At 35.3% G+C, this 19,512-nt stretch carries 17 protein-coding genes; 7 read left to right on the forward strand and 10 right to left on the reverse strand.

Going from position 1 to position 19,512, the window contains the following annotated elements; translation table 11 throughout:
• Positions 1-177 precede the first annotated feature (177 nt).
• The 6 genes from ABE048_RS09700 to aceA all read right to left on the reverse strand — a co-directional run bounded on the left by ABE048_RS09700 (position 178) and on the right by aceA (position 6,035).
• On the reverse strand, positions 178-837 hold the full coding sequence (locus ABE048_RS09700) for a potassium channel family protein (RefSeq protein WP_430310958.1): 660 nt from the start codon (positions 835-837) through the stop codon (positions 178-180).
• 140 nt (positions 838-977) lie between these two features.
• Complete coding sequence (locus ABE048_RS09705) at positions 978-1,430, reverse strand: TlpA disulfide reductase family protein (RefSeq protein ID WP_430311014.1); 453 nt, start codon at positions 1,428-1,430, stop codon at positions 978-980.
• Between the two features lie 103 nt (positions 1,431-1,533).
• Positions 1,534-2,082: a peroxiredoxin gene (locus ABE048_RS09710; protein ID WP_430310959.1), complete on the reverse strand. Its 549-nt coding sequence runs from the start codon at positions 2,080-2,082 to the stop codon at positions 1,534-1,536.
• A 728-nt stretch (positions 2,083-2,810) separates the two neighbouring features.
• A complete protein-coding gene (locus ABE048_RS09715; protein ID WP_430310960.1) occupies positions 2,811-2,933 on the reverse strand; it encodes a protein YhfH in 123 nt (40 codons plus the stop codon).
• Between the two features lie 54 nt (positions 2,934-2,987).
• A complete protein-coding gene (gene aceB / locus ABE048_RS09720) occupies positions 2,988-4,592 on the reverse strand; it encodes a malate synthase A (protein WP_430310961.1) in 1,605 nt (534 codons plus the stop codon).
• Positions 4,593-4,751: 159 nt separating this feature from the next.
• Positions 4,752-6,035 (reverse strand): isocitrate lyase, encoded by a 1,284-nt coding sequence (gene aceA, locus ABE048_RS09725; RefSeq protein WP_430310962.1) that lies wholly within the window; start codon positions 6,033-6,035, stop codon positions 4,752-4,754.
• A gap of 222 nt (positions 6,036-6,257) precedes the next feature.
• On the opposite strand from aceA, the gene ABE048_RS09730 reads away from it, so the two are divergent.
• The 7 genes from ABE048_RS09730 (at position 6,258) to ABE048_RS09760 (ending at position 13,238) form a co-directional block, all read left to right on the forward strand.
• On the forward strand, positions 6,258-6,929 hold the full coding sequence (locus ABE048_RS09730; protein WP_430310963.1) for a LytTR family DNA-binding domain-containing protein: 672 nt from the start codon (positions 6,258-6,260) through the stop codon (positions 6,927-6,929).
• A gap of 446 nt (positions 6,930-7,375) precedes the next feature.
• The gene (locus ABE048_RS09735; RefSeq protein WP_430310964.1) at positions 7,376-7,918 is read left to right on the forward strand and encodes a helix-turn-helix domain-containing protein; all 543 of its coding nucleotides are present in this window, start codon (positions 7,376-7,378) and stop codon (positions 7,916-7,918) included.
• A gap of 16 nt (positions 7,919-7,934) precedes the next feature.
• Positions 7,935-9,038 carry an ABC transporter ATP-binding protein gene (locus ABE048_RS09740; RefSeq protein ID WP_430310966.1) on the forward strand — a complete coding sequence of 368 codons (1,104 nt, stop codon included), beginning with the start codon at positions 7,935-7,937 and terminating at the stop codon, positions 9,036-9,038.
• Positions 9,031-9,849 (forward strand): ABC transporter permease, encoded by an 819-nt coding sequence (locus ABE048_RS09745; protein ID WP_430310967.1) that lies wholly within the window; start codon positions 9,031-9,033, stop codon positions 9,847-9,849. The genes ABE048_RS09740 and ABE048_RS09745 overlap by 8 nt, the downstream gene beginning before the upstream one ends.
• Positions 9,837-10,631 carry an ABC transporter permease gene (locus ABE048_RS09750; RefSeq protein ID WP_430310969.1) on the forward strand — a complete coding sequence of 265 codons (795 nt, stop codon included), beginning with the start codon at positions 9,837-9,839 and terminating at the stop codon, positions 10,629-10,631. Before ABE048_RS09745 ends, ABE048_RS09750 begins: the two co-directional genes overlap by 13 nt.
• Positions 10,628-11,701: an ABC transporter substrate-binding protein gene (locus ABE048_RS09755; RefSeq protein WP_430310970.1), complete on the forward strand. Its 1,074-nt coding sequence runs from the start codon at positions 10,628-10,630 to the stop codon at positions 11,699-11,701. The genes ABE048_RS09750 and ABE048_RS09755 overlap by 4 nt, the downstream gene beginning before the upstream one ends.
• A 367-nt stretch (positions 11,702-12,068) precedes the next feature.
• Complete coding sequence (locus ABE048_RS09760) at positions 12,069-13,238, forward strand: MFS transporter (RefSeq protein ID WP_430310972.1); 1,170 nt, start codon at positions 12,069-12,071, stop codon at positions 13,236-13,238.
• Between the two features lie 48 nt (positions 13,239-13,286).
• Here ABE048_RS09760 and ABE048_RS09765 read toward each other — a convergent pair whose 3' ends face one another.
• From ABE048_RS09765 to ABE048_RS09780, 4 genes are read right to left on the reverse strand one after another with little or no spacing between them, the layout of a single operon-like run.
• Positions 13,287-15,881 (reverse strand): VWA domain-containing protein, encoded by a 2,595-nt coding sequence (locus ABE048_RS09765; protein ID WP_430310973.1) that lies wholly within the window; start codon positions 15,879-15,881, stop codon positions 13,287-13,289.
• Positions 15,865-17,625 (reverse strand): vWA domain-containing protein, encoded by a 1,761-nt coding sequence (locus ABE048_RS09770; RefSeq protein ID WP_430310974.1) that lies wholly within the window; start codon positions 17,623-17,625, stop codon positions 15,865-15,867. The genes ABE048_RS09765 and ABE048_RS09770 overlap by 17 nt, the downstream gene beginning before the upstream one ends.
• Positions 17,626-17,635: 10 nt before the next feature.
• Positions 17,636-18,514 carry a DUF58 domain-containing protein gene (locus tag ABE048_RS09775; RefSeq protein WP_430310975.1) on the reverse strand — a complete coding sequence of 293 codons (879 nt, stop codon included), beginning with the start codon at positions 18,512-18,514 and terminating at the stop codon, positions 17,636-17,638.
• The gene (locus ABE048_RS09780) at positions 18,511-19,506 is read right to left on the reverse strand and encodes an AAA family ATPase (RefSeq protein ID WP_430310977.1); all 996 of its coding nucleotides are present in this window, start codon (positions 19,504-19,506) and stop codon (positions 18,511-18,513) included. The genes ABE048_RS09775 and ABE048_RS09780 overlap by 4 nt, the downstream gene beginning before the upstream one ends.
• Between the last annotated feature and the right edge of the window lie 6 nt (positions 19,507-19,512).

The raw sequence follows: 19,512 nt of genomic DNA on the forward strand, positions 1-19,512 counted from the left end.
TTTTTTAGGTCCTACGTAGTGGTGCAAGAGCAAAATCTTTTCTGCGACGAAGCTACGAAGTGATGCAAGAGTAAGCACTAGAACGGATTCATAGCAAACATTTGTCATAGAACCATTTTTACTGTCATTTACAAAAAGCCCTTGACTATACTGACAAGGGCTCCTTTACTCCGACTATTAATTAAACATTTTCTTTTCAAAACGAATAATGTCCGCATCTGCTCCGATTACAATCAGTACATCACCCTCACGAATTACTTCATCAGCCTGTGGTGAAACAATAATATCCGTTTCTCTTTTAATCGCTACAATGTTAATACCATATCGTGCACGAATATCTAATCCAATAATCGTATGGCCTTCTAAAAGATCATTTGCCTTAATTTCCATTATAGAATGTTCATCTGAAAGCTCCAAATAATCAAGTACATTATTTGACAACATATTATTTGCAATTCGAATACCCATATCGCGTTCTGGATGCACAACGTGGTCGGCTCCTATTTTACGAAGTACCTTTTCGTGATAATCATTTTGAGCTTTTACTGTAATTTTCTCTACACCTATTTCTTTTAACATCAATGTTGTTAAAATACTAGATTGAATGTCATCGCCTATTGCCACGATAACATGTTCAAAATTTCGAATGCCTAATGATTTTAAAGTAGACTCATCTGTAGTATCAGCAACAACAGCTTGTGTAGCAATTGCAGCAAATTCATCGACACGTTCTGGATGTTTATCAATGGCCATTACTTCTGCTCCTTGATTCACAAGTTCATTGACAATACTGCCTCCAAATCGACCTAATCCGATGACAACAAATTCTTTTTTCATGCTAAATACCTCCGATTCTTCCGTAGCACATCTCAAAGCTGTATCTTCACCTATTTTAGCAGACAATTGGTATTTTTTCTTTCTAAAAGTGTAAAAAAAGGCTGCTCTATAATAGAGCAGCCACTTTAATATGATCAAAATTAATCATTACGTACTTCATCAAGTACGCGATTAACGCGTTTTTCAAGCATTTTCATGCCGCTACCACCTGCTTGGAAGTGGCGTAGTTTACCGTCTTTATCAAAAACATAATATGCAGGTACATATTGATTTTCAAAAGTATCAGTTAGTTTCATATTACTATCAACAAAGATTGGTTGAGTAATTCCATGTTCTGCTGCAACATCTTTAATTTCTTGAAGGTCTAAGTCCTTATCAGAACGTGGCATATGAACAGCTACTACGTTTAGTTCATCTTTATATTTATCACGGAAATTATTAACTTCCGGCATAGCTTCTTTACATAAATGACAACTAATTGACCAGAAGTGAATTAGTGTAGGTTTTTCCCCTACTAAATCAGCTTTGTCAACTTGACCATTTAGCCAAGCTGTTTCTCCTTCTAATTCAGGCATATCTGAACGTAATTTCATCATTTTTCACCTCTTAATTTTATACTGTATGTTTTTACTATATGCTTTTTTTTAAAAAAGGACCTAACAATATGTTAGGCCCTCAATTTTCATACTATAGGAATTAACCTTTTAGTAATGCATCGCCTGGGTGCCAGTTTGCTGGGCAAAGACCACCAGTTTGTAATGCTTGAAGTACACGTAATACTTCATCTACGTCACGACCAATGTTGTTATGGTGAACAACTTGGTATTGTAATTCACCTTCTGGATTGATGATGAATAGACCGCGTAGTGCTACGCCTTCTTCTTCAATAAGAACGCCGTATTCTTTAGCAACTGATTGGTTATGGTCCGCTGCTAATGCATAATTTAATTGACCAATTCCGTTATTAGTACGATCTTGGTTAATCCATGCTAAGTGAGTGTGGATTGTATCAGTTGATACACCGATTACTTCTGCATCAAGATCTTCGAATTCGTCGAAACGATCTGACATTGCAGTGATTTCAGTTGGGCAAACAAATGTAAAGTCCATAGGATAGAAGAAAAGAACTGTCCATTTGTCGTTTTTCATATTTTCTTCAAGACTAACTTTACCAAACTCTTTGTTTGGCATTACTGCATCCATTTCAAAGCGAGGAGCTTGTTTTGCTACCATACGTTCTGCCATGTTAAATCCCTCCAATAATAAATAATGTATAAATGTATGTAGCTACATATGCCACAATCCACCTATTACAATAACAAATCCATTTGTTGAAAGCAAAGAATCAGCTTACAAATTGTTCTTAATTAAGTGTTAAAGTGACAAATTATTAACTTTTATAAATTTTGGTTCTATGACAAAATATTGGGATGAAAATTTGAAATAACTAAAAATTCCGTTACGGTGCCTACTCCTGCAAGAGTCGAGGTTACTGAAAAAGTGTAGTAACACAAATATCTATTGTATATATCCCCTATTGAATGAAGTGGAATTAGCTCCGCTTTCCGTGGGCGAACTGACGAGCCTCCTCGGGGCAACAGGACGTTGGTCATGGAGTCGTTGCCACAGGACGTGGCGTTCTTAGACTCCGTTCCTTAATCGCTCTTGCGGGGTCTCGTCTAGTCCGTTTTCCCACAGGACATTGAATGAACTTCACTTCAACTAAGATATCTATATAAGATTTTTATTATAAATTTCCATCTATTTTGACTTTTTCAGTACCCTAGCGGGAGACCAAGAAGAGCTCCCAAGAAGTTCATCAGTTCGTACCACCTGTAGCAAAATATTACAATATCCACACTTAAGAGTTAAAAATTGTTTTTAAAAAAAACAATGGATTACATCATCCCCGTTAGATGCAATCCATTGTTTAATAATTGGAAAGAGTATATTTCTTGTACATACTATTTCGGCTATTCTTCTTTACTACCTAAGCAGCGTTCACATTCAAATAATGTAGATTCGACCTGCTCCACAATTTCACATCCACATTCAGTACATAGCTTTGGATATCTTTCATTTTGTTCGTTTTGCATACTATCTCCTCCTATTATAAGTTAATGTTAGGCTACCAAGGCAATGACTTCGTTTTAAGAAATATGTTGGTAGCTTGGTACAGTTAAGAATTCTTCAAATTCATCTAGTAATGTCAATTCGGTAAAGATTTCAGCAGCTTCTTCAAAGCGTCCATTTAAGTAATTTTCTTGCCCTACTTGCTCTTCAATTTTTTGTAGTTCTTTTTTCATAATATTTTTGAATAATACTACGTCAATATTTTGACCACTATCCAATTTTCCTTCAGGATGTCGAATCCATTGCCATACTTGTGTACGAGAAATTTCAGCGGTTGCCGCATCTTCCATCATATTATTGATTGGTGCAGCACCATTACCTCGTAGCCAAGAAGCAATATATTGAACTCCTACACTGCAATTGAGACGCAACCCATCTTCAGTAATCTTCCCTTGTGGAACTTCCAATAAATCTTTTGCAGTAACATGGACATCTTCACGTTTACGGTGAATCTGATTTGGCGTTTTCATATGCTCATCAAATTGCTCCATTGCAACAGGTACTAAACCTGGGTGTGCTACCCATGTTCCATCATGACCATCAGTTGCTTCACGTCGTTTATCCTCACGAACTTTTTCGAAAGCAATCTCATTTGCTTGCTCGTTATCTTTGATTGGAATTTGTGCAGCCATCCCGCCCATTGCAGGCGCATTACGCTTATGACAAGTTTGAATACATAATTGTGAATACGCTCTCATAAATGGTGATGTCATCGTTACTTGACCTCTGTCAGGTAAAATAACATCTGAATGATTACGTAATCGTTTAATATAGCTAAAAATATAATCCCAGCGTCCACAGTTTAAACCAGCCGAATGATCTTTTAACTCATATAAAATCTCATCCATTTCAAATGCTGCTGTAATTGTTTCAATTAAGACCGTTGCTTTTATAGTCCCTTGTGGAATACCAAGATAGTCTTGTGCGTAAATAAAAATATCATTCCATAATCTCGCTTCCAAATGACTCTCTAACTTAGGTAAATAGAAATAAGGGCCTGAACCACGTGCGATTAATTCTTTAGCGTTGTGGAAGAAATATAAACCGAAATCAAAAAGGCTCCCAGATATAGGCTCACCATTAGCTTCTACATTTCTTTCTATTAAATGTAACCCACGTGGGCGAACTAATAATGTAGCTGTATCATTATTTAAACTATATACTTTACCATTTGAAGATTGAGTGAAGGAAATGGTTTTTCGTACTGCATCATACATATTGATTTGACCTTCAATCATATTCTCCCAAGTTGGAGATGTTGCATCCTCGAAACAAGCCATAAACATTTTTGCTCCAGAATTTAATGCATTAATGACCATTTTGCGTGTTACTGGCCCTGTAATTTCAACTCGACGGTCTAGCAAATCTTGTGGTAATGGGGCAATTGTCCAATCCCCTTCTCGAATTGCTTTCGTTTCATCTAGAAAATTCAAGGATGCACCTTCATTTAATTGCTGTTGACGTACCTGTCTTTGTTCTAATAATGTTTTTCTTCGATCGTTAAATTGCTGATGTAATGATGCGATAAATTTTACTGCATCAGGGGTTAAAACTTGTTCTGTTGATGCATTTTGTTTACCTACGATTTCAATAGTAGGTGTGGCAGCTTGTTGAGTACCCAAATCTATCATCCTTTCACATTACCAATTTCTAAGAGTTTTATAAAGAAAGCTGTTAGCCACTACATCTCCATATCTTGCATATTGATCTTTCGTGTAAGCGATTTTAATAGACTAATAAGTTTTGATTTGGATATAGTATCTAACAGCTTAAATTTATCTTTAGATAAATTGTGCAGTTTCTGTAGAACCCTTCATAGCAGTTGTTGAAGAAGTTCCGCCTGAAATAACTTGAGATACCTCATCAAAGTAACCCGTACCTACTTCACGTTGATGTTTTGTTGCTGTATAGCCTTTTGCCTCACTCGCAAATTCTTCTTGTTGTAATTTTGAGTATGCAGCCATACCATTATCTTTGTAATCATGCGCTAATTTGAACATACTGTGATTTAGTGCATGGAAACCAGCTAATGTTACAAATTGGAATTTGTATCCCATCTTGCCAAGCTCTACTTGATATTTTGCAATTGTTTCATCATCTAAATTTGCTTTCCAATTGAATGATGGTGAGCAATTATAAGCTAAGAGCTTACCTGGGAATTTGGCATGAATTGCATCTGCAAATTTCTTTGCCTCTTCTAAATCTGGTTTAGATGTTTCACACCAAACTAAATCAGCATATGGTGCGTAAGCTAAACCACGAGCAATCGCTTGATCGATTCCAGCTTTTGTACGGAAGAATCCTTCTGGAGTACGTTCTCCAGTGATGAATTCTGCATCACGCGGATCAATATCACTAGTTACCATATCAGCTGCATCTGCATCTGTACGTGCAATTAAAATAGTTGGTACACCTGATACGTCAGCTGCAAGTCGTGCTGCTACTAAATTACGAATTGAATTTTGAGTTGGCAGTAAAACTTTACCGCCTAAATGACCACATTTTTTCTCAGAAGCTAATTGGTCTTCTAAGTGAACACCAGCAGCGCCTGCTTCAATCATACCTTTAATCAATTCAAATACATTTAATGGACCACCAAAACCTGCTTCTGCATCTGCAACAATTGGAGCAAACCAGTCGAAATTGTCTAAGCGACCTTCAGCATGATCGATTTGGTCTGCACGTTGTAGTGCTTGGTTGATTCGTTTAACTACTTGTGGTACAGAGTTTGCAGGATATAAAGATTGGTCAGGATACATTTGGCCAGAAAGGTTTGCATCAGCAGCTACCTGCCAACCACTTAAGTAAATTGCTTGTAAGCCTGCTTTTACTTGTTGTACTGCTTGATTTCCTGTTAAAGCGCCTAATGCATTGATGAAATCTTCTTCATGTAGAGATTTCCATAAACGTGCAGCACCTTTTTCCGCTAAAGTATGTTTAATTTGTACAGAACCACGAAGTTTCACTACTTCTTCTGCAGTATATGGACGTTCAATCCCTTTCCAACGCTCTTCTGTTGCCCAGCTTTTTTCAAGTTCTTCAATTTGTTGTTGTCTTGTTAACATATACAAACACACCTTCCACTTTGACTTTGTTGAACGCTAGCTTTCTATTTAAAAATACACCCCTACATTTTGTTGCATAACAGCTACCGTTGTTATAAACTAATATACAACAGAGAATGTATTTTGTTATTGTTTTTGGATGAAATCCCTTTTTTTTACGATAAATGAATGAATTACTAAGACAAAGTGAAAAATTCAGGATTGGTATAGGAGGAGCATGACATGATACAAGGTACAGAAATTTTAGCGAAGGCATTAGCAGAACAGTATAGTAATTTATTAGTAGATTGGATACCAAAAGGAGCCTCAATCGCTATCGCGACAGGGGAAACGTACATCTATTATGCAGCTGGTATACACGATATCCTTTTAGAAAGAGGAAAGAAAATTAAGAAAGGAAGTATTGCTGATCGTGTAATCAAAGAAAGAAAGAAAATTGAAGCTGTTATAGATCAGGAACTTTTAGGTATACCATATTATGGTATTGGCTACCCCGTCGATTTTTTAGGTGAGCCGGCTGCATTAATCGTTATATTGGCCCCAGATCATCCAGTAGTAAAAAGAGAACCTTTTCGTTTTATAACAGGTAAGCAAGAAGATCAATGGGTACCAATTGCAATTGATAAGATTTCACATTTTGAAAGTCTTAATAAGAAGAATTGGTTTTATGTTGATGGTGAGCAATATAAAATAAATTTAACGCTAAAAGAACTCCCTAATAGATTACCTGACTATTTTTTAAGAATTCATCGTTCCTATATTATTAACATCCATGCCATCAGTCGTATTACTCGTGATTTCTCCTCAAATTTAAACATTATTATGAAAGATGGTACAGAACTACCTGTAAGTAATTCCTATATAAATGAAGTGAAACGAGTTCTTGAATTTTAACTAAATTTATCGCAAAGAAAAAAGGAGTCTAAGGACTCCTTTTTCTTTTTCTATTATTTGTATGCTAGCCTAATTTAAATTTTTTAGACAATACTATTTTGTTCGTGTTAGAATTTGCTTCATTTTCTTTAAATTAATCATTGAAAATAAGCATTTAAAGAATAAAAGATAATTTTTGAAGTTATATAAATTACCTCCATTAAAGGTCAAACATTTTCCATAACCTCAGCTTTCTTCGCCTATATCAAAAAATCTAGGAATACTCAAAATAATAGTTTTATTTCTTCAATAATACTTGAAAAACATGTAGAATTTTGTATAATAAATAAGGTTTTAGTAAACTTTGAGTTTCGTAAAAGTAAACTTTTATTACTCTAAGTTTAGCATAAGTAAACGAAATTAACTTCAAGTTTATGAATAGTAAACAAATTGAGGAGTACAAATAGATGCAAATCGGTAAAAAAATTAAACGGCTTCGTCTTAAAAAGGGTCTTACCCAAGAAGAGTTGGGCGAAAGAACAGATTTGAGCAAAGGATACATATCTCAATTAGAAAGAGATTTAAACTCTCCTTCCATCGAAACACTCTTCGCCATATTAGAAGTTCTTGGTTCAACTCCAAAGAAATTCTTTGATGACGATATTGAAGAACAAAAGATAGTGTACAGCGTGGATGATTACACCATCTATACTGACGAGGAGAAGAAATATTGTATAGAATGGCTTATTCCTACTTCAAATGAAAAAAAGGTTGAGCCTGTCATCATCACGTTTGAAGAGCACGGCAAGTTCAAACAATTTGAACCTTCTTTATCTGAAACCTTTATCTATGTGTTAGAGGGGCGTATAAGACTTGTTTTAGGTGATCAAGAATTTGCAGCAGCAAAAGGAAATACAATCTACTTTGATGCTTCGGATCATCACCAATTATTCAATGATTATTTAGGTAAAACTGAGATATTACTTGTCGCAACTGAATCATATTTGTAGCTTAGGAGGCCCATAAATGTCAGAAAACACAATTATTCGCTTTGATCATGTTTCGAAATCATATAGCGACGGAACTAATGTATTGAAGGATATCAACTTTGAACTAGAACGTGGTAAATTCTATACTTTACTTGGACCATCGGGCTGTGGTAAGACTACCATTTTACGTCTGATTGCTGGTTTTATGGAACCAACAAACGGTTCAATTTATTTTAATGGTAAGAAAATTAATCGTGTACCTGCAAATGAAAGACAAGTTAATACAGTATTCCAAGACTATGCATTATTTCCACACTTAAATGTTTTTGAAAATGTAGCATTTGGCTTACGCATTAAGAAAGTAGGCAATGGAGAGATTACAAAAAGAGTAGAAGATGCGTTAAAATTCGTAAACTTAGCTGGATACAGTCAACGTGAAATATCAGAAATGTCTGGTGGTCAACGTCAACGTGTAGCAATTGCCCGAGCAATTGTTAATGACCCTGAAATCATCCTGCTAGATGAACCCCTTTCTGCGTTGGATTTAAAGCTTCGTACGGAAATGCAATATGAACTTCGTGAACTTCAACAACGTTTAGGAAAAACATTTGTTTTCGTCACACATGACCAAGAAGAAGCACTCGCAATGTCTGATGAAATCTTCGTCTTAAATGAAGGAAATATAGAGCAAAGCGGTTCTCCTGTTGATATTTATGATGAACCAATTAACCGTTTTGTAGCTGATTTCATCGGAGAATCGAATATTGTTCCAGGTACGATGGTAAAAGATTTCGAGGTAACTTTCACTGGTAAAACTTTTGAATGTGTAGATAAAGGATTAAATCCTAATGAAAAAGTTGATATTGTTATTCGCCCAGAGGATTTAGAGATTACAGATATCGATAAAGGTAAACTTGTCGTAAAAGTAGATACACAATTATTCCGTGGTGTACATTATGAACTTTCTACCTATGATCAAGATGGCAATGAATGGCTTGTCCATTCATTAAAAAAAGCAGATGTTGGTGCAAAAATTGGCTTAGACTTTGATCCTGAATCCATTCATGTCATGCGATTAAATGAATCAGAAGAAGATTTTGATAGACGATTAGAATCTTATGGAGAAGAAAACAATGCGTAAAAAGGGAAATTTATTTTCTATCATCCCTTATTATATTTGGATTCTCTTTTTTGTAATCGCACCAATTCTTTTAGTATTCTATTATTCTCTTTTAGATTTACATGGTCATTTTACTTTAGGAAACTATAAAAATTTCTTTACTAGTGTTTATTTGAAAATGACATTAAGCTCATTCTGGTATGCGTTTCTTATTACATTATTCTCTTTATTAGTTTCGTATCCAGCAGCTTATTTGATTACAAAGTTGAAGCATAAACATCTATGGCTTATTTTAATTATTATTCCTTCATGGATTAATCTACTACTAAAAACATACGCGTTTATCGGTATTTTCGGGAATAAGGGACCAATTAATGCTTTTGCTAAAGTAATTGGATTACCGAATCAACAAATTTTATTTACAGACTTTGCTTTTGTCTTTGTTTCTGTATATATCTTTATTCCATTTATGATTTTGCCGATCTTTAATTCACTTGATAAACTAAACCCTGCATTAATCGATGCATCACGTGATTTAGGCGCATCTAAACTTACAACATTACGAAGAGTCATCATACCTTTGACGATGAATGGTATTAAATCGGGGGTACAAGCTGTATTTATCCCTTCCCTATCTCTATTCATGATTACTCGATTAATCGCTGGTAACCGTGTGATAACACTTGGTACTGCGATTGAAGAACAATTCTTAGTAACACAAAACTGGGGAATGGGTTCAACAATAGCTGTTTTCTTAATCATCTTTATGTTTATCATCATGCTTTTCACTGGTGAAAGACGAAAAAGGAGCGACACGTCATGGAAAAATTAAATAAAAGATCAAAACTCTATTTAGCCCTTGTCTTTGTCGTTCTTTACGCACCGATTCTGTACCTAGTGTTTTATTCTTTCAACAGTGGCGATTCAATGACAAACTTTAAATCATTTACCTTAAGCCATTACAAAGATGTTTTCCAAGATTCTAGATTAATTGTTATTTTAATCAATACAGTTGTTGTAGCTTTGTTATCTGCTGTTATATCAACTTTCATCGGTACATTTGGGGCAATCGGCATTATTGCAGTGCGTAATCGTAAACTACGTAATACACTTCTATCATTAAATAATATTCTGATTGTTAGCCCAGACGTAATTATTGGCGCATCCTTCTTAATCTTATTTACAATGCTTGGAGTCAAATTAGGTTTTACTTCTGTACTATTATCTCATGTAGCATTTAGTATACCCATTGTTGTTTTAATGGTTTTACCGAAATTACAAGATATGAGTTCATCACTAATTGATGCTGCATTAGACTTAGGTGCCACTCGTTTTGATGTCTTTACACGTGTTATTTTTCCATTTATTAAACCAGGAATTTTCGCTGGATTCTTCATGGCATTAACATACTCTTTAGATGATTTTGCTGTTACCTTCTTCGTTACTGGTAATGGTTTTAGTACTCTATCTGTTGAAATTTACTCAATGGCAAGAGCAGGCGTTTCCTTAACAGTAAACGCAATTTCAGGTTTAGTATTCTTTGTTACTTTAATCCTTGTATTAGGGTATTACTTTATTACAAATCATCAAACTAGAACGGGGGCTCATAAATGAAATCTTTAATTCGAGCAACCATTGGAATATTACTAGTATGTGGCGTACTTATGTATACTGCTCATGCAATGGATCAAACATCAGGTAAATCTGGTAAAGATATTTTGACTGTATATAATTGGGGAGAATATATCGATCCTGCATTACTGAAAAAATTTGAAAAACAAACGGGTATCCATGTTATATATGAAACATTTGATTCAAATGAAGCGATGATGACGAAAATCGAACAGGGTGGGACAAACTATGATATTGCAGTACCATCTGAATATACAATTGAACAAATGAAAGAGCGTCATTTATTAAAGAAAATCGATCACAATAAAATACCAAATTTAAAAAACATTGATCCAGATTTTCTAAACTTAGATTTTGATAAAAATAACCAATACTCCATTCCCTATTTCTGGGGAACAGTTGGAATTGTTTATAACACAAAGCTTTTAAAAGGTCATAACTTTGATAGCTGGAATGAATTATGGGATCCTGCTTTAAAAGGGAAAGTAATATTAGTTGATAGCGCACGAGAAGTAATGGGCGTTGGTTTAAATAGTATGGGTAAATCCCTTAACTCAACAGATAGCAAAGAATTAAATGCAGCTACAACTAAACTAATTAAAATGGCACCAAATGTGAAAGCAGTTATTGGTGATGAAGTAACACAATTAATGATCAACGGAGATGCTGAAGTAGCGCTAACTTGGTCTGGACAAGCAGCTGATATGATGTACGAAAACGAAGATTTAACATACAGTGTTCCTAAAGAAGGATCCAACTTGTGGTTTGATAATATGGTTATTCCAAAAACATCTAAAAACGTTGAGGGCGCCGAAAAATTCATTAATTTTATGTTAGATCCTAAAGTAGCTGCTCAAAATGCTGATTATGTTGGTTACTCAACTCCTAACAAAGCCGCACTTAAATTAATGGATCCTGAAGTAGTAAACGATGAACGTTACTATCCTTCAAAAGAAGTCCGAAGTAATCTTCATGTTTATAAAAACTTAGGAAAAGAAAAAATAGGCGAATACAATGAATTATTTTTGAAATTTAAAATGTCTATTCGATAAAATTTGCGGTTACTTTCTAATAAGTCCATTCCAACAAAGAAGATTGAATTTAAACAGAAAAAATCTGCTCTCTTTTGATAGAGGCAGATTTTTTCTTGTAGTTATGCCTGTTGATTGTCGTTGCAGGCGGTGACTCTTATGGGAAAAGCGTCATCCTGTAACGGAATGCACCAGAAGAGAACCACAAAATAGTACTATTCATCCCAATGCTGAATGGTACATTTTTGACTTTTGGGACAATCCTTTTAAAACCATTTTTTGCTATAAAACTATTTAATTGAATCACAAACAGACAAGCTATATAATTTAACATAACGCAAAATCCAATATTTAGTAAAACGAAATAATTAAGGAGCATCATATATATATGAATAAAAACAATAAATTTGCGCTCATTTTATTAATGTTCAATATATTTATAGCAATGAGTGCCATTGGGTTAATTGTCCCTATTATGCCCAATTATTTAAAAGAATTCGGCGCTAAGGGACAAGTACTTGGCTTTTTAATTGCCATAATTGCCTTTGCTCAATTCATTTTTTCTCCAATTGCAGGAAGCTTATCGGACCGATTAGGTCGAAAAAAACTAATAGTGTTCGGATTGATCTTAAATGGAGCAAGTCAAATATTATTCGGTTTATCCACCCATTTATGGGAACTGTTTGTATTGCGTTTTTTAACTGGTATGGGCGCTGCCTTTATTACACCACCTATTATGGCGTATACAGCAGATATTACAACACTTGAAGAACGAGGAAAAGCAATGGGCTTGATTGGTGCAGCCATTTCCTTTGGTTTTATGATTGGACCTGGGATTGGTGGAGCACTTTCTAATGTTAGTATGCACTTTCCTTTCGTTGTAGCAGGTACTGCTGCAATCTGTGCCGGTATTTTATCATTACTATTTTTACCAAATGTGAAACCATCCGTTGTTGATAAGCCAACTGGCAATAATATCATCAAAGAAATGATTCGTTCAATAAAGACACCTTATTTTGTGCTTTTGATCGTAGTTTTTGTATTCTCATTTGGTATCGCAAACTTCCAAGCTACTTTATCCATGTTCTTAACGTATAAATTCGATTATACTCCGAATGATATCGCCATCATCATGACTATCGGTGGCTTTGCAGGAGTTATCGTTCAAGGGGTATTACTTAACCGTTTGTTCAAGCGATTTGGCGAAATGAAGATTATTTTAGTAAGCCTTATAGTTGCAGCCATCTCAATGTTCGGTATGATTCTCGTTAGCGGTTACTTTGCAATACTATTTGTAACAACCATATTCCAAACAACCACCACCTTGATTAGACCGGCAGTAAATACCCTTATTTCAAAAGTTGCAGGTAATGAACAAGGATACGCAGCAGGAATGAACAATGCTTATATGAGCCTAGGTAATATGATTGGTCCTGCTTTAGCAGGTTCGCTATTAGATTGGCATATGAATATACCCTTTGTATTAGGTACGGTCGTCTTAATCGGATGCTACTTGATTACCTTCATATGGAATAAAAAAGCATTTTCAGTTAAATAATAAAAAGTGAAGCGGCACTCTCAATTTAGAAGAGTGTCGCTTCACTTTTTATTTTCGTTTACTTTTCAATAATGCATCAACATCTAACTGATGTCCTTCATCAATTTGTTTTGTCTTTGTTCGACTATTTCGATTAAATATTGCTCGAATTGTCCTCCATCCAAATCGTCTTAATGTAATATCGATAAAGAATAAAATCATCGCAAATAAAATAAGCCAAGTTGTAATATTTTGCTGCTCAAAGCTACTTTTTGGAACCTTACGAAATGCATCGCTTGGATTTTTTAATACCTTTCCACCAGTAGTCTCAGCAATTTGTCTGAGAAGTTCAGAATTCGGCTGTTGCAATTGATATTCTTTACTATAAGGTATGGTAACGCCTGCTTTATACATTCCCTCGTCTTCATTTTTGATGCTGAAATAGACGAGCCCTGGTTTATGATCGAGATATACTTTCGTTTTTCCTGGCGCAACTGTTTCTTCTGTGAATGCTACCTTTTTCCCTTCATCATCTACTACTGCAATATCCATAAAGGCTGAGTGATTCGTGTCATCACGAATTAAATAAGAACCATCTGATTGCTGAGAAATCGTATAAGGTACTTCATCGAATGAAGGTAGAAGTTCCGAAACAGCTGTATTCCAAAATTTTGACCATTCGCTCCAGCGTGCCCAATCACCTGCCCATTTCCCTGATGTATCCGATGTATAGGCAATCGTTTTACCAAGCCCATAGTTCCATTCTGCGATGATAGGATCTTCCTGCTTACTTTTTGCAATAACCTTAGACGTTTGTTTGGCAGTTGTTGCGATATAAGCATTCATCTGTGGAACCCCCTTTGCAAATACCGTATCCCAAGGGGCACCAGAAGAGATTATTGGGTAAAAAGGATGATCCTCAATATACGTTCTTGTCATCATCGATGTTTCCCGAGATAAAATGGAGGGTACCGTTTCTTCATCACGAACATCATAAAATCGCCCTGCTCCAAAACGTGCAAGTTCCTCTAAAAGATTCCGATCTGCATCATCTCCAATTGCAACTGTAGATAATGTAATATTTGAATGTTTACCTTCTTCAATCAATTGCTCATATGAACTATTTGTCGATGATTGGCCATCTGTTAATAAGATAATATGCTTTCTTTGAAGTTTTAATGGTTCTAATTGTTGATATGCTAATTGCAACGATTGAAAGATTTCTGTTCCACCATCTGGATTAACAGATAAAATATCTGATATTGCTTGTTTTTTATTTTTCAAAGGTGCCGTATCGATAACACTCCATGGCTGACTGTCGAAAGCGATAAAACCAAACGTATCATTTTTTCGAAGTAATTCAACAGAACGTGCTGCTGCTTCTTTGGCCATTTCAATTTTGTTCCCTGCCATACTTCCAGATCGGTCCATCACAATAATTAATCCTAATGACGGGAGCTGTTCTTTTCCCTTTACCTCCATTTCGACAGGCAATAGCTTTTCGATTGGTGTTTTAAAATAACCACCTAACCCATAGCTATTTTCACCTCCAGTCATCATAAAACCAACACCGAAGTTTTTTACCGACTGTTCAATCATACCCATTTTTGCTTCCCCAACCTCATGACCTGGCACATTATCAAAAATGATTGCATCATATTGCAAATAGGAAGTTTGTGTTGAAGGTAATTCGGAAGCTGAAATTGTCTTTACTACAAGCTCTTTTTGCCTAATTAATTTAGACAAAGCGGTAGACTGTTTATCTGCATGAACAAGTAAAACACGTGGAGGACCTTCAACATTCGTAACACTCAGCCATTTATTATTTTCAAGAAATGTATCATTTTCTACTTTGAGTGTAGCTTCATATTTTAATAACCCCTGCTTTTTGGCGACATGTTTAAATGTTACTGTATTTTTCCCAGCATCTAAAACTACCTTTTTCTTTGCAATTGTTTCGTCATTTAATGCAATTAATAATTCCCCTTCTGTTGCATCAGTAGCCTCGATTTCCACTTGTAATGGTTGTTCTTCACCTGCATACGCTACATTTGGTGTTTGGAAATCCGTAATAGCAACATCTGTAATTTGCTCATTTTTCAGCTGAACTGTGTCAATTTGAATTCCATTATGTTTGAAATAATTTAATTGATTCTCTATATTACCTTCAGTTTCTATACCATCAGAAAGTAATACGACTCTTGTTGCTTTGTTTGTTTCCAACGTATTCGTAACTAATTGTAAGGCATTTGCGATATTCGTTTCACTCGTATCCGCCATACCTTGCCACTTAGGAAGTTTAGTAGTTTCGCTCGTTAAACCGACATCTGTTTGAACGCCTTTTGCAAAACTATAAATACCTGTATACTGTGAATTCTTTCTTTGCTGTAAACTTTCTTCTATCCAAGAGGCTGCATCCTGATCAGTTCCTTTTAATGAAGCGGAACGATCCACTAAAAAGACAACCTGTTCCTCTTGAATAGGCAATGTAATGTAGGGTCTAGTTGCAGCAAATACTAGACAAAAGATGGATAACAATCTTAAAGTAAAAATCAACCAATGTTCACGCTTCTGCAATGTTTTTTTCTTTAAGAACCAAATCATATACATAATTATAGGAATTGCTAATAGTAACCAAAGAGGTTGATCAATTCGTAAATCCATATTTACGTTGCACCTCCCATTCTGCTACTAGTAATACAATCAATATCAAAATCAAAATTGTTATAAGCGTTGAATCGACTTTATTTGTTGTAGCATGATCTGAAAGTTCCCCATACTGGAAAGATAATCCTTCAGATAATGTTTTTTCTTCCTGCTCAAGTGCGACAACAAAATATAAAGGTTTATCATCTGTTTTTACATAATATAATCCTGGTTTTGCTGGAGCTATAAAGCTTCCACCATCTGTTAGACTATTGACATATTCATTATTTGCAGAGAAAACATCGTAACTTTTATTACTCTCGGGTAATGTAACACCCTTTCTTTCTTCTGGCTTAAATGTTCCAAGCTGATTTTCTACAGCAGTAAGTGTCTCCTTTGCACTCCATAAAAAAAGGGGGAATGAAGGATGTAAAGCCCAATCCGTCATTTGCATATCTGTTAGTACAACAATATGACCGTTTGAGGTTTGTTGTATAAATGGTTTATCATCAATCGTTGCTAAAGTCTTTGCATCTTTCACCGGAGGATAAAGCTTTTCTACATAAATATCGTTTATAGGAGCATATGGAAAAAGGAAATTTTCTTTTACTTTAACTGTCCCTTTAACTTGAAAAGCCTTCTGATCATCTCTACCTATGAGTAATATAGGATTTCGGGATTGTTTCAGTAGTTTTGTTTGATTGGTCACAAGTAAATCCTGCCCCTGAATTGACTGCAATTGGTCTGCTGAAACTGTACTTGTTGAAGGGTCAATTGATTGAAAAGCTTTGAACACTAACTGATGTAATGATTGATCTATATAGGTTTGTGAGTGATCTGCTGCAAGTACCGCACTCATCGATTGGTCCGCTACATAATCATCCTTTACAGTTAGTTTGGCTGTTACAGCTGGTGTCATTTTTAAGTGATCTAGCTGAATTTTAGATACTTGATTCGCTTTTAAATTGATATTCTTTTTGGCAATCTCTTTATTATTTGCATCATAAATCTGTAAGGAAATTTGTTGGGCATTTTTTGTTTGATTGTTGATTTGTGCAATCGCTTGTATTCCGTTTCCTATTTGTATTGCTCCAAATCGTTGAAGCGAAATATTTTGACGTTTTCTATCTGCCCCTTGTACAATCCATTTCACATTTTTTGTTCTCGTTGGTAAGTACCTTCGATCGAAAGAATCTGTAAAAATATATACAGCTGTTGATTTCTTTCCAATAATAGATTGAAGAAAGTCCATCGTATTTGGCCATTCTTCATGGCTATATGTAACTTGTAATTCCTTAATGGCTTTCTGAATTGCCGTAATATTATTTTCATCACGTAATATCATTTTAGGCTCTGCCCCGACAGAAATGATCGTTACCGATTTACCCCCAAGTTGTTTGGACAACGTTAACATTTCCTGTCTATGCTTTTCAAAAACTGTCTGTTCCCCATCTTTTGCAAGCATTGTAGCAGATGTATCTACTACCCAAATAATTTGTTCACCTGCAATAGTTTTCGATTTTATATATGGTTGAAGGAGTACAAACACCATTAAAAGTAATGTCAGTATTTGCAAATAGAACAATGCATTACGTTGGAGATGTTGAATATAGGGAGATACCTTTGTTTCCTTCATAGCCTCTCTCCAAAAAAGAGTTGAAGAAACATCTTGTTTTACATATTTTTTACGAAAGAAGTAATAGATTAAGACAATTAAAGGAATAATAGCCGTCCAAATATATGCTAAATTCGTTATGCCCATTTACATCACCTCACTGTATCCAATTTGCCTTCGTAAGTTGTTGAAATAAAATATGCTGAATACCAGCATTCGTTTCCACTGGCAAGAATGCAATCCCGTATCGATGACAAAGTGCCTCTAATTGTAATTGATGTGAATCTCTTAATTGTTTATAAGAATCAAGTACATACTGTGACATCGAAATATTCACTAGCTCTTGTGTTTCTACATCCATTAGCTGTACATCCCCCGAATAAGTAGGTGCTATTTCTTGAGTCGTTTGCAGTTGTAAAAAACGAACATCCCCAGCTACTTTTGGCGTTTGCTTCAAAAATATTTCCCATTCATCTATTGCTTCTAAACCATCAGAGATAATAATTAATATGGTTGAACCCTTCGGTAAAACTTTCATCGCATTACTTGCAAATGCCCCATCACCAATCGGATGTTGAAGTTTTGCTACAGTTTGATCAAATGCTTTTTGAAAGCTCGCACCTTTTCTTCTAAAAGGTTGCTCAGGGGTATTTGCAACATAGCTAAAGGATAAATGATCATCCTTATTTAGTACCATTCTACCAAGTGCTACTGTTAGCTGTTTCGCTACTTCCCACTTATCGTCTTGTGCCATTGATTTTGTCGTATCCAACAAAATATGGACTCGCATTTCTTGTTCATCTAAATAACGTTTAATAAAATATTTTTCGGTTCTTGCATAGACATTCCAATCAAGCTTTCGTACATCATCTCCAGGATGATATTCTCTAAAATCAGAAAAATCGAGTGATGAACCATAACGATTTGAATGGTGTGACCCTTTATGTTGTCCTCGTGTTCTTGATCTACTTTGTAAATTATAACGGCGAATTTTACTACCCCATTCTGCTGGTAGCACTGTTTCTCTCATATTCATACACTTTGCCCTTGTTGTATTGTTTCGATTAACTGCTCTATAATTTCATCAATTTGTAGTCCTGATGCTTCTCCCTCATAATTAAGTAACAAGCGATGGCGTAGGGCAGGTTTTGCAACAGTTTTAATATCTGCTATCGAAACATGAAATCTTCCATTCATTAGAGCTCTTGATTTTGCTAACTTCACAATACTTTGCAAACCCCGTGGACCACTACCATATTCAACATATTGACGTATCATTTCTGGTGCAGATGGTTGATCAGAATGTGTTGCAACGACTAAGTCCACTGCATACTCCAGCATATCTTCAGCTATCATAACTTCCTTAACCATTTGTTGCATTTCTACTAATTCGTTTGCTGATAATCTTTTTTCTAGCTTAATATCTTTTGCACCAGTCGTTCTTTTCATAATTTCCATTAATTCATTTTTCGTTGGGGTTGGGACTTGAATCTTACATAGGAATCGATCCATTTGTGCCTCAGGCAGAGGATAGGTTCCTTCCATTTCAATTGGATTTTGAGTAGCTAATACAAAGAAGGGATTTGCCATTTGTTTTGTATCGCCAAGAACAGTCACCGTTTTTTCTCCCATCGCTTCCAGTAATGCACTTTGTGTTTTAGGTGTTGCACGGTTAATCTCATCCGCTAATACCATTTGGCTAAAAATTGGTCCTTCTTGGAATTTAAAATGCGACGTTCCATCATGCATTCTTTCTATGACGCTCGTACCTGTAATATCAGATGGCATTAAATCTGGTGTAAATTGAATTCTCGTAAAAGATAAATCCAATACCTCAGAAATAGAACGAATAAGCATTGTTTTCCCTAACCCAGGAAGGCCCTCTAATAGTGCATGCCCATCTGCTAATATCGCGTATAAAGTAAAATCGATTGTCTCCTGTTGCCCAACTATATAGCGGCAAATTTCTTGTCGTACTTGCTTTAACTGTTCACTTATTTGCTCATATTGTTCAGCAGTATATGTCATTGTTTT

This window comes from Rummeliibacillus pycnus (assembly GCF_050459865.1).
GTDB classification, from domain to species: domain Bacteria; phylum Bacillota; class Bacilli; order Bacillales_A; family Planococcaceae; genus Rummeliibacillus; species Rummeliibacillus pycnus_B.

Bases quoted from the DNA above. Each gene is read 5' to 3' on its own strand.
- ABE048_RS09780 (WP_430310977.1), bottom strand. From the start codon at position 19,506: ATGACATATACTGCTGAACAATATGAGCAAATAAGTGAACAGTTAAAG.
- aceA (WP_430310962.1), bottom strand. From the start codon at position 6,035: ATGTTAACAAGACAACAACAAATTGAAGAACTTGAAAAAAGCTGGGCA.
- ABE048_RS09710 (WP_430310959.1), bottom strand. From the start codon at position 2,082: ATGGCAGAACGTATGGTAGCAAAACAAGCTCCTCGCTTTGAAATGGAT.
- ABE048_RS09775 (WP_430310975.1), bottom strand. From the start codon at position 18,514: ATGAATATGAGAGAAACAGTGCTACCAGCAGAATGGGGTAGTAAAATT.
- ABE048_RS09755 (WP_430310970.1), top strand. From the start codon at position 10,628: ATGAAATCTTTAATTCGAGCAACCATTGGAATATTACTAGTATGTGGC.
- ABE048_RS09750 (WP_430310969.1), top strand. From the start codon at position 9,837: ATGGAAAAATTAAATAAAAGATCAAAACTCTATTTAGCCCTTGTCTTT.
- ABE048_RS09760 (WP_430310972.1), top strand. From the start codon at position 12,069: ATGAATAAAAACAATAAATTTGCGCTCATTTTATTAATGTTCAATATA.
- ABE048_RS09770 (WP_430310974.1), bottom strand. From the start codon at position 17,625: ATGGGCATAACGAATTTAGCATATATTTGGACGGCTATTATTCCTTTA.
- ABE048_RS09705 (WP_430311014.1), bottom strand. From the start codon at position 1,430: ATGAAATTACGTTCAGATATGCCTGAATTAGAAGGAGAAACAGCTTGG.
- ABE048_RS09730 (WP_430310963.1), top strand. From the start codon at position 6,258: ATGATACAAGGTACAGAAATTTTAGCGAAGGCATTAGCAGAACAGTAT.
- ABE048_RS09735 (WP_430310964.1), top strand. From the start codon at position 7,376: ATGCAAATCGGTAAAAAAATTAAACGGCTTCGTCTTAAAAAGGGTCTT.
- ABE048_RS09740 (WP_430310966.1), top strand. From the start codon at position 7,935: ATGTCAGAAAACACAATTATTCGCTTTGATCATGTTTCGAAATCATAT.
- ABE048_RS09765 (WP_430310973.1), bottom strand. From the start codon at position 15,881: ATGGATTTACGAATTGATCAACCTCTTTGGTTACTATTAGCAATTCCT.
- ABE048_RS09745 (WP_430310967.1), top strand. From the start codon at position 9,031: ATGCGTAAAAAGGGAAATTTATTTTCTATCATCCCTTATTATATTTGG.
- ABE048_RS09700 (WP_430310958.1), bottom strand. From the start codon at position 837: ATGAAAAAAGAATTTGTTGTCATCGGATTAGGTCGATTTGGAGGCAGT.
- ABE048_RS09715 (WP_430310960.1), bottom strand. From the start codon at position 2,933: ATGCAAAACGAACAAAATGAAAGATATCCAAAGCTATGTACTGAATGT.